Genomic DNA, 15,691 nt, shown 5'->3' on the forward strand with positions numbered 1-15,691 from the left:
CTGACGGATAGGCGTCAAGCCGGCCGCAAGCTTGTGATCTTCAGCGCGCCGAGGGCCACGAAGCAAAGCGCGGCGACCGGAAAGATCATCCAGTTGAGCATCGTCCAGCCCCAGGCGTTGTAGACCATGCCCGACATCAGCGACGCGCAGGCGACGGAGCCGAACAGGACAAAATCGTGGAAGCCCTGCACCTTGCCCTTTTCGGAAGGGTGGTAGCTGGCGGCCACCATGGCGGTAGCGCCGATGAAGGCGAAATTCCAGCCGAGACCGAGCAGGATCAGCGCTGTCCAGAATTGCCACAGCGCCAGGCCCGACAAGGCAACGACGGCACAGCCGATCAGCAACAGCAGGCCGGTGGCGACAATGCGCTCGGCGCCGAAGCGATGGATCAGCGAGCCGGTGAAGAAGCTTGGCCCGAACATCGCCATGACGTGCCAGGAGATGCCCAGCGTCGCATCGTCCTCGGACAGGCCGCAGCCAACCATGGCAAGCGGTGCGCCGGTCATGACGAAGCTCATCAGCGCGTAGCTGCCCACGGCGCAGAAGAGCGCCGCGACGAAACGCGGCTTGGTAACGATTTCGGAAAGAGGTCTGGCATCGCCGTCGGCAACGTCCACCTTGCTCGCGGTCTTCGCCGGCAAGCGCAGGAACGACAGGATGATGGCGCCGACAGCCGCCAGCGGCAGGATCGAAGCGAAGGAACCGGCAAACATGACAGGCGCGAACAATTCGCGGGTGAAGATGACGATCTGCGGCCCGAGAATGGCGGTGATGATGCCACCGGCGAGCACGAAGGAGATGGCGCGCGCCTTGAACGCCGGGGGCGCGTTGTCGGCCGCGGCAAAACGGAATTGCTGGACGAAGGCGCCGCCGACGCCGATGACGAGCAGCGCGAACGCGAACAGCCAGAAGCTGCCATGGAACAATGCCAGGGTGGCGACCAGCCCGCCGAGCGCGGTGACTACGGTTCCGGTCATGAAGCCGCCGCGCTGCCCCAGCCAACGGATGATGGCCGCAGCCGGCAAGGCGCCGAGCGCCACGCCGAGGTTGAAGCCGGTGATGGGCGCCGTCGCCAGGGATTTGTCGGCGCCGAGCAGATATTGCCCGGCCAATGCGCCCATGGAGATGGCGATGGGGGCCGCCGAGCCGATGATCGCCTGCGAGGCGGCGAGAATCAGCGCGGTGCGGCGCGCCTCCCTGCCCGCCTCGACGGCGATGGCGGTCACGAAGCGTCCTTGCCGCGACCCTCGCCACGCACGCGGCGTGACACACGGTCAAGCACGGCATTGACCAGCTTCGGCTCGTCTTCCTCGTAGAAGGCCTTGGCGATATCGACATATTCGGTGACGATGACCGCGACAGGCACGTCATCGCGCTTCATCAGTTCATAGACGCCCGCGCGCAGAATGGCACGCAGCGTGGAATCGAGACGCGACAGCGGCCAGTCGTCAGTCAGCGCCTGGCGGATGATTGGATCAATGGTCTTCTGGTTCTCGACGACGCCCGTCAGGATGGCGCGAAACCACTGCGCGTCCGCCTCGCGGTAGAGCGCACCGTCGACTTCCTTGCCGAGGCGGAACGCCTCGTACTCGGCGGTGATCTCGAACACGCCACTGCCGGCGACATCCATCTGGTAGAGCGCCTGCACGGCGGCCAGACGGGCAGCACCGCGCTTGTTGGCGTGGCGCACTGCGGGCTGTCCTGGCGAAGCGGGTTCGCTCACGATCGCGCTCCCAATCGTTCCTTCAGCGCGATCATGGTCAGCGCCGCGCGCGCGGCAAAGCCACCTTTGTCGCCTTCCGAGCGCTTGGCCCGCGTCCACGCCTGTGCGTCGTTCTCGGTGGTCAGGATGCCGTTGCCGATGCAGACCGATTCCTGCACGGACAGGTCCATGAGCGCACGGCTGGACTCATTGGCGACGATGTCGAAATGATAGGTATCGCCACGGATAATGGTGCCGAGCGCGACAAAACCGTCATAGCCCGTCCCGCCTTCGGCCATGCCGTCGAGCGCGAAGGTGATCACCGCGGGAATTTCCAGCGAACCAGGAACAGTGACGACGTCGTAAGTCGCGCCTGCCTCCTCGAGCGCGCTTGTCGCGCCGTCGAGCAGCGCGTCGGCAAGGTCGTCGTGAAAGCGCGCCTCGATGATGAGCAAATGCGCTTTCGCCTTCGGGCGAATGAAGGCTTTGCCGTGTTGGGATATGCCAGCCATAGAAGTCTCCGGGGGTTGCCGGTGACTTAGGCCGAAGCCGGATTGATCGCAAGCGGAAGATTGCCCGTGGGCTAGTCGTCCTATCGATCCTCTCGCGTGTGCCACAGGCGCAGCAACAGAATCGTGGTGTTCGCTATCTCATAGCGAATCTCGTAGTTGCCGACCAAAATGCGGCGGACTTCGCGCGGCTCGAACTCTTCCAGCTTCTCCCCGATACGCTAATACTCGATTAGCCTTGCTAGGGCGGCAACCAGCGACTGCACCGCACGGGCTGCCGCCTGATTGTTTACTGGTGCAAGAAAGCTGTGAAGCCTGACCAGATCGGACAAAGCCTTACTGGTCCACTTCAGCTCCATCAACGTGGTACCGGCAGTGGCTTTTCAGTACCAAGACTCTCGGCCCAGGCCTGAACGGCCTGGTGGTCTATAACCCGACCAGCGTCGACATCGGCCAGCGCTTCAAGCGTGAGCCGTCGACGTTCCTCCTCCAAATCAACCCAAGCGGAAAGGGCTTGTTTGACGATCCACCCGCGCGGACGCTCAAGTCGAGCAGCCAGTTGGTCCACTTTCTCCGCAAGCGCCAGCGGGACATGAGCGGTGATAACTTTTGTGTCCATTCGAGCCTCGCAATCAAGTTTAATCAGAGCGACTAAAGTTGATTAAGTCGGGGTGAGATTGAGGCTGTACCTACAGCCCCTCTTTCGCGGCCTCCGCCAAGCGCGCCGCGTACCGCGCCATGGTGTCGATCTCGAGATTGACGCGGTCGCCGGCCTTGCGCTCGCCCCAGGTGGTGACGGTCAGCGAGTGGTGGATCAACAGCACGTCGAAACGCGTTCCCTCGACCCTGTTGACGGTGAGCGAGGTGCCGTCAAGCGCGACGGAGCCTTTCGGCGCGATGAATTTCGCCAGATCGCGCGGCGCTTCCAGCGTGAAGCGCACCGCGTCGCCCTCATCCTTGCGCTCGATGATCTCGGCGGTACCGTCGACATGGCCGGAAACGATGTGGCCGCCGAGCTCGTCGCCGATCTTGAGCGCCCGCTCCAGATTGATCCTGGTGCCCGATTTCCAACCCGCCGCCGTCGTCAGCCTGAGCGCCTCCTCCCAGGCCTCGACCTCGAACCAGCGTGCGTTCGAGCCGCTGTCGGGCAAGGCGGTGACCGTCAGGCAAACGCCCCCGCAGGAAATCGACGCGCCGATGGCGATGGTCTCGGGATCATAGGCGGTGTCGATGCGCAGTCCCACCCCCTCCCGCAGCGGCTTGACGGCGGCCACGGTGCCGATATCGGTGACAATCCCGGTAAACATCGATCGCTATCCCTGAAAATCCCTGATCCATTCGGCGTAACCGTCTTCGCCGAACCGCATCTCGCGCAGCTTGCGAAAACCTGCCGGGATATGGTCGGCGTCGACAGGCGATGCAATGCCGTCACCGCCGATCGCTTCCGGTCCCTGGAACAGGACGATGCGGTCGACCAGCCCGTCGGCCAGGAAAGCGCTCGCCACCTTGGCGCCGCCCTCGACCAGCACGCTTGCCATACCGAGCGCCGCCAGATCCTCGAGCAGTTCCGGCAATGCCACGCCGCCCTCATGCGTCTCCGTGCCAATGAAGCGCACGCCGGCGCGCTCGAGCACCGCCCGGCGCTGCGGATCGGCCTCCAGGCAAGCCGCGACGTAAAGCGGTACGCGATCGACGCCCGACACCAGCTTCGAGCCCTCCGGCAGCCTGATCTGGCGGTCGAGCACGATGCGCGCCGGAGAACGATTCTCCAGCCCGGGCAAACGCACCGTCAGCGCCGGATCATCTTCCAGCGCCGTGCCGATGCCGACCAGAATGGCGTCCGCCTCGGCACGCATCAGGTAGACTTCGCGGCGCGCCATGTCGCCTGTTATCGCGACTTGGCCGGCGCCTTCCCTGCCGATCTTGCCGTCGCTGGAAAGCGCAAGCTTCAGAACCACTTCCGGGCGCTTTTTCAGAGAGCGAATCAAATAGCCCGCCATTTGTTCGGCCGCTTCGGCAGCCAGGACCTTTTCAACCACTTCGACGCCGGCGGCGCGCAGGATGGCATAGCCCTGGCCGGAGACCCGCGGATCGGGATCGCTGGCCGCTCCAACGACGCGCGCAATGCCGGCGTTGACCAGCGCATTGGCGCAAGGCGGCGTGCGGCCGTGATGGGCGCAAGGCTCCAGCGTGACATAGGCGGTGGCGCCGCACGCGAGTTCGCCGGCCTCCGCCAACGCCTCGGTCTCGGCGTGCGGCCTGCCACCAATCGCGGTCACGCCGGTACCGACGATCATCGGGCCTGAGCCGTCGTCACGCACGATGATCGTGCCGACGGATGGATTGGTCGAGGTGCGACCGGCGTGCTTGCGCGACAGCCGCAAGGCCGCGGCCATGAAACGGCGGTCAAGGGCCGCTTGTTCGGCCTCGCTGCGTTGCGGTGCTGCCATGCTCAGCCGGCGTCCTCTTCGCTCTTGTCTTCGTCCCCCTTCAACTCGCCAAGCAGTTCGTGGAAATCCTTGGCCTCACGGAAATTGCGATAGACCGAGGCGAAGCGCACATAGGCGACATCGTCGAGCGATTTCAGCGCATCCATGACCAGCCGGCCGACCTCACCCGAGGCCACTTCCGTTTCGCCGGAGCTTTCGAGCTGGCGCACGATGCCGGTCACGGCGCGATCGATGCGTTCGGGGTCGACGTTGCGCTTGCGCACCGCGATCTCGACCGAGCGCAACAGCTTGTCGCGGTCGAACGGCACTTTTCGCCCTGATTTCTTGACCACCACGAGATCGCGCAACTGCACGCGCTCGAACGTGGTGAAACGGCCGCCGCAATCGGGACAGACACGCCGCCGGCGGATCGCCGCGCCGTCCTCGGCGGGACGCGAATCCTTCACCTGCGTATCTTCGGACTGGCAATAGGGACAGCGCATGGAGAGCCTTGGGTTCGCGAATCTGGTGAGATGAAAGGCTTAGAGCCTTTCCGGTGCGGATTGAAGCAGTTCCGTTTCCTCGATGGCCTGCCGCGCCTCAGAGATAGCGAGGCGCGAGGAAGATTGCCAGCGCGGCAAGCAGCCAGACGGCAATGCCGCCGGCAACAGCCAGGCGATAGTCAACCTTGTCGATGAACAGCCAGCAGGCGCCGAGGAAGGCGAGATAGGCCGGAATCGACTTCATTCCGGCAAGGCAGGCATCGCGGAATCCGCCCGGATCACCCTTGGCGCCGACAGCGAGCAACGCGATGACGGCAAAGGTCGGCGCCAGCGGCAGGATGCCGGGCAGGACATTGCCCCGCTTGGAGGCCCAGACGATCAGGGCCGTCACCAGTCCGCCGACCACGCCTTTCCAGATAATGTCCATAGGCCCATGCTCCAGCCACCAAGCCGTTAAGGCGCAACGTCCTTGGTTGGGAAGCCGCAAGATGTGCCGAGATTGCGGTAGGCCTTGGTGAAGCCGTCCATCGGAATGCTTGCGACAGCCTGCTTGCCGAAGGTCACGTCGAGCGAGGTGGCTTGGCGCATGGCACGCAGCAGCGCGAGACTGGTCTTAGCCTGACTGTCGACCGTCCAGCTGGGGCGGCCGATGACGCCATCGTTGGAGTAGACCGTGGCCGAAACCTTGACGCCCGGATCGCCGAAAGTCGCCGCGATCTTCTTGTCGGTTGGCAGGGTCTTGTTGTCGATGGTGATCAAGATCGCCGGATAGGCATCGGGCGGCAGCGCATCGCCGGTCGAGATCGACAGTGTCAGCGTGCCCGAATTGCCGCTCCCATCGAAGAACGCCGTGGAAGCCGCGCAGGTCTTGTGCGCGTCCTGGCCGGTGTCGAGCGTATCGACCATGGTCGTCCAGCGGCCGAAAGTGCTGGTGGCGGGCATGTCCGGAGCGGGCTGCGTCTGCGCCAAGGCAGACCCGGAAACGGCCAGGCAGCCGACAGTGCCAAGAAAAGCAAGGCAAAAATTGCGCATCATCAATCTCCGATTCCATGCGTCACCCGATCAGGGGTGACGCACCGCCGGTGGATAAAAGATGACGCTTCGCGCCCGGTCAACCAAGATAAGGATGGTCAACCGAGATAGGGATAGAGCGGGAACCGATCGGTCAATGCAACGACCTTGGCCTTGACCGCCGCTTCGACCGCGGCATTGCCTTCGTCGGAATTGGCGACCTTGAGCCCATCCAGCACCTCGGCGATCAGCTTGCCGATCTCACGGAATTCGGCCTGGCCGAAGCCGCGCGTGGTGCCGGCCGGCGTACCCAGCCGCACGCCCGAAGTGACGAAGGGCTTTTCCGGGTCGAAGGGGATGCCGTTCTTGTTGCAGGTGATGTTGGCGCGGCCAAGGGCCGCCTCGGCGCGCTTGCCGGTGGCGTTCTTGGGCCTGAGGTCGACCAGCATCAGGTGGTTGTCGGTGCCGCCGGAGACGATGTCGAGACCCGTTTCCTTGAGGCTTGAAGCCAGCGCCTTGGCATTGGCGGCGACGCTTTCGGCATAGACCTTGAAGCTCGGCTTCAACGCTTCGCCGAAGGCCACCGCCTTGGCGGCGATGACATGCATCAGCGGGCCGCCCTGCAGGCCGGGGAACACCGCCGAGTTCATCTTCTTGGCGATATCCTCGTCATTGCACAGGATCATGCCGCCACGCGGACCACGCAACGATTTGTGCGTGGTGGTCGTCACCACATGAGCGTGCGGCAAGGGCGAGGGATGCACGCCGCCAGCGACGAGGCCGGCGATGTGCGCCATGTCGACCATGAGATAGGCGCCGACCGCGTCCGCGATCTCGCGAAAACGCTTCCAGTCCCAGATGCGCGAATAGGCGGTGCCGCCGGCCAGGATCAGCTTCGGCTTGGTCTCGTGCGCGGTCTTTTCGATCGCGTCCATGTCGAGCAGGTGGTCTTCCTTGCGCACGCCATAGGAGACGACCTTGAACCATTTGCCGCTCATGTTGACCGGCGAGCCGTGAGTGAGATGGCCACCGGAATTGAGGTCGAGACCCATGAAGGTGTCGCCGGGCTGCAGCAGCGCCAGGAACACCGCCTGGTTCATCTGGCTGCCGGAATTCGGCTGGACGTTGGCGAAGTTGCAGCCAAACAGCTTTTTGGCGCGTTCGATGGCCAGTTCCTCGGCCACGTCGACGAACTGGCAGCCGCCATAGTAGCGCTTGCCAGGATAGCCCTCGGCATATTTGTTGGTCATGATCGAGCCCTGCGCTTCGAGCACGGCGCGCGAGACGATGTTTTCCGAGGCGATCAGTTCGATCTCGTGCCGCTGGCGACCGAGCTCGTTGCGGATGGCGCCGAAGATCTCCGGATCGGCATCTTCCAAGGTGGTTTCGAAGAAGGATTCGAATTTATTCGACGCCGCCGCTGCAGTTGCCATGGCCTGAAAATCCTCCGGTTCGGGGTAACTATCCACACATATCGCTATCCCAAAAAGCGCTACTCGCTCTTGGGCGACATGCATTGGCGCGCCATTAACACAGTTGTTTTGACCTCGCCACGTTTGCGCCGCGAAATTTGCTGGCCGGATTGCGCCAACGGGTCGCGCCGGACCGCTATTTCCTGTCCCGTCGCTGCTTCAGCAAGGCCTCGGTCAAGGTGATTTCGGAAAACAGCGCGCGCATCGTGTAATCATTGATCTCTTGGCAGCGGAACATGCCGCGCAGCGCGGAGCGTTCGGCTTCGATGCCCGCCGCCCTGAGTTCCAGCTCCAGCCTGCCGGCCTCGCGGGCCTCGGCGCGGGCCTCGGCGGCTTCGGCGGAAGCCGCGATGCGTCTACGGTAGCCGGCCACGATGCTGTCGGCGACGGCGAGCCGGGCCGCGACCGCCTCGCCCTCGCCTGGCTCGTTGGCGATGCTCTCGATCCTGGCGATCGCCGCATTGGCGGCGCCGACGCGCGCCCGTCGCTCCTCCGCGGCGGCCGGATCCTCGCCCGGCTCGACCAGTCCCCGCGCGATCCTGGGCAACGCAAAGCTGGCAATGACAAGCGAGCAGATGATGACGCCGGCGGCGAGGAAGATCACCACGTCGCGTGCCGGAAAGGGCGAGCCGTCCTGCAAAGCCAGCGGCAATGACAGGATGCCCGCCAATGTGATGGCGCCGCGCACCCCGCTACCGAGCCGGCGAGCCGGACGCGAAATCCGAACGGTTCGGCCTCGCGCTTGCCGAGACGCGCCGCGATCGCCTGGGCGATGTCGCCGACCCAGATCCACAGGAAGCGCAGCCCGATAAGGCAGAGTGTCAGGATCAGCACCGTCGCCACGGGCTCGATCAACCAATGCCGGCTGGACAATTCCGGCGGAACCTTGCGGATGATGTCGGGAATCTGCAGGCCGAGCAGAATGAACAGAGCGCCATTGAAGACGAAAGTGAGAGTCGCCCACAGCGACAGGGTCTGCATGCGCGCCGATACGCCGAGGTGGCGATACATGCCGGAGACCCCGGTCAGCAGGCCGGCAGTCACCGCCGCCAGGATGCCCGAAGCTCCGACATGCTCGGCGCCGAGATAGGCGACGAAAGGCAGCAGGATCATGACGAGAACCTGCGCCTCGGCCGGCACGCCGCCGATGCGGTTGAGCAGTTGCAGCGCCTTGGCGGCGATGAACAGGGCCGCGACGCCGGCCAGGATGCCGGCGGCGACGGCATAGAGGAAGCCGAGCGAGGCTCCCGCGAGGGAGAAGTTGCCGGTCAATGCCGCAGCCACCGCAAAGCGGAACATGACCAGGCCCGACGCGTCGTTGAGCAGCGACTCGCCCTCCAATATGTGCATCAGCCGGGACGGAACCACATTCCTGTCGACGATCGAGGAGACCGCCACGGTGTCGGTCGGCGACAGCACGGCGGCCAGCGCGAAAGCGACGACGAGCGGAATGCTCGGCACCAGCCAGTGCAAGGCATAGCCAAAGCCGACGATGGTGAAGAAGACGAGCCCGATGGCGAGGTCGAGGATGGGTCCGCGCAAACCGATGAGCTCACGTTTGGGCGCGGCGAAGGCCTCACCGAACAGAAGCGGCGGGATGAACACCAGCAGGAAAAGTTCGGGATCGATCTCGACATGCAGGCCTTTGGCCGGCCAGGCAAGGGCCGCGCCGATGGCGATCTGCAGCACCGGCAGCGGCACCCGAACCAGCCGGACGAGCGCGCCGGACAGTGCCACGAAGACGAGCACGACGAGAATGAAGATGGCGACGTCCATGGCACGATTCCGGCTGTTTGCGACCATGGCCAATTGCCGGAACTTCGTCCAGCCGGTCGAAGGTCGGCTCTGACGGCGTCCGCAACAAAAAAAGCCGCTCTGAGAGCGGCTTTTTTCTTCAAAATATCAGCCTGTTAGAGCGAAGATGTGATCTGCAGCTCGCTGGCGCCGTCGAGTGCGTAGACGTCGTCGCGGAACTGGACCACGCCAGGTCCCGTCGACCATGCCGAGAGATAGAGGAAATGCACCGGCACCGGGTTGGTGACCTGGATCGGTGTGTTCTGGCCAGTCTTGATAGCCGCCTCGAAATGCTGGCGATCCCAGCCGGGCGTGTCGCGCAGGATCCAGGTGACGAGATCGCGCACGTTCTGGACGCGCACGCAGCCCGAGGAATCGAAGCGCATCATCTTGCCGAACAGGCTCTGCTGCGGCGTGTCATGCATGTAGACGCCGTCCGGGCTCGGGAAATTGATCTTGACCGAGGCCATGGCGTTTTCCGAACCGGGATCCTGGCGGAAACGGTACTTTTCGGCATCGTCCGTCGACCAGTCGACATTCATCGGATCGACTTCGCTGCCATCGGGCGCGAACAGGCGGATGTGGCTGTTCTTGAGATAATCGGGATTCTTCCGCATCAGCGGAATGATGTCCTTGCGCACGATCGAGACCGGTGCGTTCCAGTACGGATTGACGATGATCTCGTTGATCTTGGAATTGACGATCGGCGTCTGGCGATCGATCTTGCCGACGATCGCGGTGTGGCGAAGCACGACGCGGTCGTTCTCGACCGCTTCGATCTGCGCGGCCGGAATGTCGACCAGCACATAGCGGCTGCCCAGCGTACCGGCCTTCTCCTTCAGGCGCTGCAGATTGGTCTGCAACTGGCCAAGCCGGATCTGCGCCGACACGTTCATCGCGGCGTAGGTGTATTTGCCCATCGAGCCGTCAGCAGGCAGGCCATGGCGCAACTGGAAGCGCTTGACCGCCGAATCGACATAGGAATCGAAGGCCGTCGAAATGCCGGCACTCTGCGACAGGTCGCCAGCAACCATCAGGCGCTTGCGCAGCGGCACCACGTCCGGATCGTCGACGCCGAGCTGAAGCTTCTTGGTGGCGGGAACGTCTGTCCAGCCGCCCTGCGAGACGATGTTTTGGTACTGCGCGACCGCCTGCTCGGTGAAGGCGACGGTCTGCGGGCTGAAGATCGGCAGCGTCGAGGCCACCTTGCCGCCTTCGCTGGCGCGGGCATCGAACTGATCATCCCAGTTGCCGCGAGCCGAGGATTTCAGGATATCCCCGATCACATCCTGCGCATTCGCACGGCCGGCCACCATGGCGGCTGCGAGCGCGGAGGCTCCGGAAAGGAAAAAGCGGCGGCTGGTTCTCATGGACGTTCCAGACATTCTTGTAGCGTTCGATCACTTGCTGCGTCGATCATCGCGCGATCTCGCCCGCACTCTAAAATCGGCAATCTTAACAATAAGCCAACCATGGTCCGTATCACATTGGCGACAAAGGCGAAGGCGCGACACGGTTGCGGGTGGACGCATGGTCTTCACCACAGCATCACTGCCACTCTCGGTTCCACTGGAATATGGCGGCAACGTGGCCTTGGCCCGTAATTTGCTTCGGCCGGACGCAAGAAAGAAAAGACCGGTGCTTTTCGGCACCGGCCCTGGCTGGAGGTCGCTGTTTCGGCCACGCTTCTGCGGCGCGGCTCCGTTTCCTGGATGGTCTTACATCCGATAGGCAATCGTGTCGTTCCAGAAGCGGTCGAGGCGCTGCAGGGCGCGGTTCATCTGCTTGAACTCGTCGGTGTTGATGCCGCCGACCTGTTCGATCGAGCCGACATGACGCTCATAGAGACCGGCGACCACATCAGCCACTTCATTGCCCTTCGGCGTCAGCGAAACGCGGACCGAACGGCGGTCGATGCGTGAGCGCTGGTGGTTGATGAAGCCGAGATCGACCAGCTTCTTCAGATTGTAGGAGACGTTCGAGCCGAGATAGTAGCCACGCGAACGCAGCTCGCCGGCGGTCAGTTCGGAATTGCCGATGTTGAAGAGCAGCAGCGCCTGGATGGCGTTGATGTCGGAACGGCCGTTGCGGTCGAATTCGTCCTTGATCACATCAAGCAGACGGCGGTGCAGACGCTCGACCAGCTGCAGCGATTCCATGTACAGGGAACGGATAGCCTCGCGGCGATCGTCGGAAACGTTGGCGGTCTTCGCCGCCGGACGCGAATTGATCATTGTCTTTGCCTCTCGTTTGTCGCCTTGGTGATTTTTGTTTTTCACCTTGATCGCGACACTATCGAATACTCATAAAATTCGACTTAAACGCTAGGGCTAACAAGAGCTTACCGGTAAGAGGTTTCGGAAGAGGCTTAACGAACGGTCACCCGAGCAAGGATGATTAACCTAAAGATTTAGGCAATGACCGCGGGGCCGGATAGAGGCGGTCGCCGAGTCGTCAACGCGCACAAGGGCTTAGTGCCTTGCCGGCCGTTTTTGCAGGTAGATGACGACGCGAAAGACGATGTAGAGCAGCGCCACGCAGGCATGCGAGACGAGAATCAGGAGACGATGGCCGAAAAGCTCGGGAAAGCCGGCATACATGACGGTCTCGGTGACCGCGCATATGAACCAGATCACCGGCCCCCAGGACGCCAGCATCCACAAGCCGGCCGCGGCGAAGGGAAAGAACACGGCGAGCATCACCCCCGCCACCTGCCAATGCACCGGCATAAGGTCGAAGCGCCATAGCGAGCCCGGGTAGAATCCGATCAGCTTGATCCAGTACAGGACGCCGAACATCAGGCAGTAGCCCGCGATGACGCGCTGGAACCAGGCGAAGATCACCTCAACCGTCGACGGCTGCAGGACGACGCGTCTCGATGTCACCTCGCTCACAGCCCAAGCTCCCGATCGCCGAGCGGAGCGAAATAGGCCTCGACGTCCGCCTCGGCGACCGCATCGATCTTTGCCGGCCGCCATTGCGGCTTCGAGCCCTTGTCGATGATGGCGGCACGGATGCCTTCGTAGAAATCGTGGCCGGCCAGCATGCGGTTCAGGATGCGGAACTCCATCCTCATGCAGTCGTCCATCGACAATGTCTGCCCGGCGCTGATCTGCCGCCAGGCGACGCGAAGGCTGGTCGGCGAGCGCATGCGGATCGTCGCCAGAGTTTTGGCCGCGAACTCGTCCTTGCCGGCGCGATCCAGGCTGTCGATGAGATCCGGCAGCGACGGCTGGGCGAAATGACGGGCGATGGCCTCCAGGATCGGCCTGTCCGTCTCCCGCTTGGCGGGAACAAAGAAACCGCGCAGCACTGATCCCGGATCGCCCGTCAGCGCCAGCCGGTCGAGGAAGCTTGCCTGGTCTTCGGCCTTGATGGTGTGGGTGGCCAGCCCCGACCACAGGGCATCGCCATAGCGGATGCGGTTGCCGGTCAGCGCCAGGTACATGCCGAAGGAACCGCCAAGGTCGGGCAGCAGGTGACTGGCGCCGACATCAGGGAAAAAGCCGATGCCGACCTCCGGCATCGCGAACTGCGCATTTTCGGTCATCACCCGATGCGAACCGTGGAAGGAAATGCCGACCCCGCCGCCCATGACGATGCCGTCGATGAGCGCCACATAGGGTTTCTTGAAACGCGCGATATAGGCGTTGAGCCGATACTCGTCGGCGAAGAACTCGACCGGGGGCTTTCCGGCCCGGCCGGCTTCGTAGATGTGCAGGATGTCGCCTCCGGCCGAAAACGCCCTGCCCTCGGCCTTGACGACAACGACGTCCACACCGTCGTCGCGCTCCCAGGAACGCAGGGCCTTGTCCAGCGCCTTGACCATGCGATGGGTGACGGCATTGAGCGCCTGCGGCCGCGTCAGCGTGACGACGCCGGCCCTGCCCATCCTTTCGAAGCGAATTTCGTCGCCTCCACCAAAATCCATCGCCAGAGAATCCCTTCCCCGCGCCTGCGGGACTGAAGTGCTAAAGGCGGCGCATGGGTGCGTCAATGGCAGCAGCATGTCGGCCGCGGTCTTGGCGGCAAGCGGTGGCCGATGCTAGACGTTGGCGCCATTACGACAGGCCACGAGCCGGATAGCGAGCCATGCCGCAGTTTTTTCGCCTTGTCCTTGTTCTGAGTTGCCTGTCTGCGTTGTGGGCAACCAATGTCCCCGCCAGCGCAACCGACCTTGGCGAGCTTTACCAGTCGCAGACCATCGTCACCGGCCAGGGTGAAGAAAACCGCCAGCTCGGCTTCAGGATTTGCCTCGACAAGGTCCTCGTCCGTGTTTCGGGCGATCAGCGGCTGCTTGCCAGACGCGAAATGGACGCGCTGCGCGACAAGGCCGGCAGCTTTGTCGACTCGTTCCGGTACCGCGACCGGCTGGAAGGCATTCCCATCCATGACGAGCAAGGCACGCACGACCGGCCGCATGATCTCACCTGCCTCTACAAGCCTGAAGTGATCGACAAGGTGCTGACGTCGCTCGGCAGCAAACCCTGGCTTGGCGAGCGGCCGAGGCTCACCGTCTTTCTCACGACCGAACAGGGCGCTCGCCATTTCGCACTGACGGCCGAGGAAAAGCGTGGCCAGACGATGCGCGAATCCTTCGTCAATGCCACCGGTCCGACACTGATGCATGTCGTCTTTCCGAAGGCCGCGCAGCTTGGGGGCCTGAGCGAAGAAGTGTTGCGCGCGGCCGACATGGCAAGGCTGGATCGGCTGGCCGAACAGGCCGGTGGCGCCAGAGCGCTCGCCGGCAGCATCTTATGGAGCGACAAGGAGTTCGGCTGGATCGCCGATTGGCGGCTGGCCGATCACGGCAAGACCTATCGTTGGCAGGTTCGTGGCGTCAGCTTCGACGAGGCGTTCCGTGTCGCCATTGGAGGCGCGGCGCAGATCCTTTCGGGTAATGGCCAGCCCTGACCCAATAGGCGTGGTGGGACAGCGCTGTGGCAGCTTTGACCCCTGGCACAAACGTGTCGCATTGGTCAGCACCAAGGGCTCGTGGTAAAAGCCGCCGATCCGGAGTTTTGGCCATGAACAAATTCACCCCAGCAAAACCTGCCGGCGCGCGCAGCGTCGACGAGGTCACCGGCAGCCGCCGCCTGCGCCGCATGCGCAAGGCCGACTGGTCGCGCAGGCTCGTGCAGGAGAGCCGGCTTTCGGTCGACGACCTGATCTGGCCGATCTTCGTCGTCGAGGGCAGGAATGTCCGCGAACCGATCGCCGCCATGCCCGGCGTCTTCCGCCTTTCGGTCGACCTTGCAGTCAAGGAAGCCGAACGCGCGGCCAAGCTCGGCATCCCGGCTCTGGCCGCTTTCCCCAACGTCGATCTCGGCCTGCGCGACCAGACCGGCTCGCACATCCTCGACCCGGAAAACATCATCAACCGCGCCACCCGCGCGATAAAGGACGCGGTGCCCGAGATCGGCATCATCACCGACGCGGCGCTCGACCCGTTCACCAGCCATGGCCATGACGGCATCCTGCGCGACGGCATCATCGTCAATGACGAAACCGTGGAACAGGTCGCGGCTGCGGCCGTCATCCAGGCTGCCGCGGGCGCCGACATCATCGCGCCTTCGGACATGATGGACGGCCGTATCGGCGCCATCCGCGACGCGCTCGACGCCAACGGCTTTCAGGAGGTGGCGATCATGTCCTACGCCACCAAATTCGCCTCGGCCTTCTACGGCCCCTATCGCGAGGCGGTCGGCACCGCCGGGCTGCTCAAGGGCGACAAGAAGACCTACTATATCGACCACGCCAATTCGGACGAGGCGGTGCGCGAGGCCGAACAGGACATCGCCGAGGGCGCCGACATGCTGATGGTCAAGCCCGGCCTGCCCTATCTCGACATCATCCGCCGGCTGAAGGACGAATTCCAGATGCCGACCTTCGCCTATCAGGTGTCGGGCGAATATTCGATGATCAAGGCGGCGGGTGCAAATGGCTGGATCGATGGCGAGAAGGCGATGCTGGAATCACTGCTCGCCTTCAAGCGTGCCGGCTGCGATGGCATCCTGACCTATTTTGCGCCCGAAGTGGCGGTGATGCTGAAGGGCTAGCACCGATTTCCCGAGCATGCCTTTCAGTAGGTGTCACCACTCTTTCGACCGGTCGGCGGTTCTTTCGAGTTCCCGCTGACAAAAACCGGCAGCCGCGGCTATGATAGCCGCACGGCCGGAGGCGGCCGGCAGCCCGCACCTCGGACCAAGAGGTATGGCGAACGCCTCCAGAGGATGCTTCCTGACCCGTTTCGCCGTCGGGCGAAGGCGTC

At 63.5% G+C, this 15,691-nt stretch carries 16 protein-coding genes and 2 pseudogenes; 2 read left to right on the forward strand and 16 right to left on the reverse strand.

Going from position 1 to position 15,691, the window contains the following annotated elements; genetic code table 11:
- Window positions 1–14 precede the first annotated feature (14 nt).
- From EJ077_RS18620 to EJ077_RS18695, 16 genes and pseudogenes are all read right to left on the reverse strand, one after another.
- Window positions 15–1,226 (reverse strand): MFS transporter, encoded by a 1,212-nt coding sequence (locus EJ077_RS18620; protein ID WP_208695567.1) that lies wholly within the window; start codon window positions 1,224–1,226, stop codon window positions 15–17.
- Window positions 1,223–1,723 (reverse strand): transcription antitermination factor NusB, encoded by a 501-nt coding sequence (nusB, locus tag EJ077_RS18625; RefSeq protein WP_127281214.1) that lies wholly within the window; start codon window positions 1,721–1,723, stop codon window positions 1,223–1,225. Before nusB ends, EJ077_RS18620 begins: the two co-directional genes overlap by 4 nt.
- Window positions 1,720–2,214 carry a 6,7-dimethyl-8-ribityllumazine synthase gene (gene ribH, locus EJ077_RS18630; RefSeq protein WP_208695568.1) on the reverse strand — a complete coding sequence of 165 codons (495 nt, stop codon included), beginning with the start codon at window positions 2,212–2,214 and terminating at the stop codon, window positions 1,720–1,722. Before ribH ends, nusB begins: the two co-directional genes overlap by 4 nt.
- Window positions 2,215–2,294: 80 nt before the next feature.
- Window positions 2,295–2,570: pseudogene (locus tag EJ077_RS18635) on the reverse strand (type II toxin-antitoxin system RelE/ParE family toxin).
- Entirely contained in the window at window positions 2,570–2,830 is a 261-nt protein-coding gene (locus EJ077_RS18640) for a CopG family ribbon-helix-helix protein (protein ID WP_208695569.1), read from the reverse strand. The pseudogene EJ077_RS18635 and the gene EJ077_RS18640 overlap by 1 nt, the downstream one beginning before the upstream one ends.
- A gap of 70 nt (window positions 2,831–2,900) precedes the next feature.
- A complete protein-coding gene (locus EJ077_RS18645; protein ID WP_208695570.1) occupies window positions 2,901–3,518 on the reverse strand; it encodes a riboflavin synthase in 618 nt (205 codons plus the stop codon).
- A 6-nt stretch (window positions 3,519–3,524) separates the two neighbouring features.
- Window positions 3,525–4,661, reverse strand: a complete 1,137-nt coding sequence (gene ribD, locus EJ077_RS18650; protein WP_208695571.1) for a bifunctional diaminohydroxyphosphoribosylaminopyrimidine deaminase/5-amino-6-(5-phosphoribosylamino)uracil reductase RibD — start codon at window positions 4,659–4,661, stop codon at window positions 3,525–3,527.
- A 2-nt stretch (window positions 4,662–4,663) separates the two neighbouring features.
- Window positions 4,664–5,143 carry a transcriptional regulator NrdR gene (gene nrdR, locus EJ077_RS18655; RefSeq protein ID WP_127281280.1) on the reverse strand — a complete coding sequence of 160 codons (480 nt, stop codon included), beginning with the start codon at window positions 5,141–5,143 and terminating at the stop codon, window positions 4,664–4,666.
- Between the two features lie 97 nt (window positions 5,144–5,240).
- On the reverse strand, window positions 5,241–5,570 hold the full coding sequence (locus EJ077_RS18660) for a GlpM family protein (RefSeq protein ID WP_208695572.1): 330 nt from the start codon (window positions 5,568–5,570) through the stop codon (window positions 5,241–5,243).
- 26 nt (window positions 5,571–5,596) lie between these two features.
- Window positions 5,597–6,175, reverse strand: a complete 579-nt coding sequence (locus EJ077_RS18665; protein ID WP_208695573.1) for a hypothetical protein — start codon at window positions 6,173–6,175, stop codon at window positions 5,597–5,599.
- Window positions 6,176–6,273: 98 nt separating this feature from the next.
- Complete coding sequence (glyA, locus tag EJ077_RS18670; protein WP_019857608.1) at window positions 6,274–7,587, reverse strand: serine hydroxymethyltransferase; 1,314 nt, start codon at window positions 7,585–7,587, stop codon at window positions 6,274–6,276.
- Window positions 7,588–7,762: 175 nt separating this feature from the next.
- Window positions 7,763–9,402: pseudogene (locus tag EJ077_RS18675) on the reverse strand (Na+/H+ antiporter).
- Between the two features lie 134 nt (window positions 9,403–9,536).
- The gene (locus EJ077_RS18680; RefSeq protein WP_127279282.1) at window positions 9,537–10,790 is read right to left on the reverse strand and encodes a L,D-transpeptidase family protein; all 1,254 of its coding nucleotides are present in this window, start codon (window positions 10,788–10,790) and stop codon (window positions 9,537–9,539) included.
- A gap of 348 nt (window positions 10,791–11,138) precedes the next feature.
- Entirely contained in the window at window positions 11,139–11,654 is a 516-nt protein-coding gene (locus EJ077_RS18685) for a transcriptional regulator LdtR (RefSeq protein ID WP_013896002.1), read from the reverse strand.
- A 237-nt stretch (window positions 11,655–11,891) separates the two neighbouring features.
- A complete protein-coding gene (locus EJ077_RS18690; protein WP_208695574.1) occupies window positions 11,892–12,314 on the reverse strand; it encodes a DUF6163 family protein in 423 nt (140 codons plus the stop codon).
- Window positions 12,311–13,351, reverse strand: coding sequence for an enoyl-CoA hydratase/isomerase family protein (locus tag EJ077_RS18695; RefSeq protein WP_208695575.1), 1,041 nt, complete (start codon window positions 13,349–13,351; stop codon window positions 12,311–12,313). The genes EJ077_RS18690 and EJ077_RS18695 overlap by 4 nt, the downstream gene beginning before the upstream one ends.
- A gap of 161 nt (window positions 13,352–13,512) precedes the next feature.
- Between EJ077_RS18695 and EJ077_RS18700 the strand changes: the two genes are divergently transcribed.
- Together EJ077_RS18700 and hemB are read left to right on the forward strand one after the other, a co-directional pair.
- Window positions 13,513–14,334, forward strand: a complete 822-nt coding sequence (locus EJ077_RS18700) for a DUF2066 domain-containing protein (RefSeq protein WP_208695576.1) — start codon at window positions 13,513–13,515, stop codon at window positions 14,332–14,334.
- A gap of 113 nt (window positions 14,335–14,447) precedes the next feature.
- On the forward strand, window positions 14,448–15,479 hold the full coding sequence (gene hemB / locus EJ077_RS18705; RefSeq protein WP_208695577.1) for a porphobilinogen synthase: 1,032 nt from the start codon (window positions 14,448–14,450) through the stop codon (window positions 15,477–15,479).
- Window positions 15,480–15,691 lie beyond the last annotated feature (212 nt).

Origin of the sequence: Mesorhizobium sp. M8A.F.Ca.ET.057.01.1.1 (assembly GCF_003952565.1) — a bacterium.
Taxonomy (GTDB): Bacteria; Pseudomonadota; Alphaproteobacteria; order Rhizobiales; family Rhizobiaceae; genus Mesorhizobium.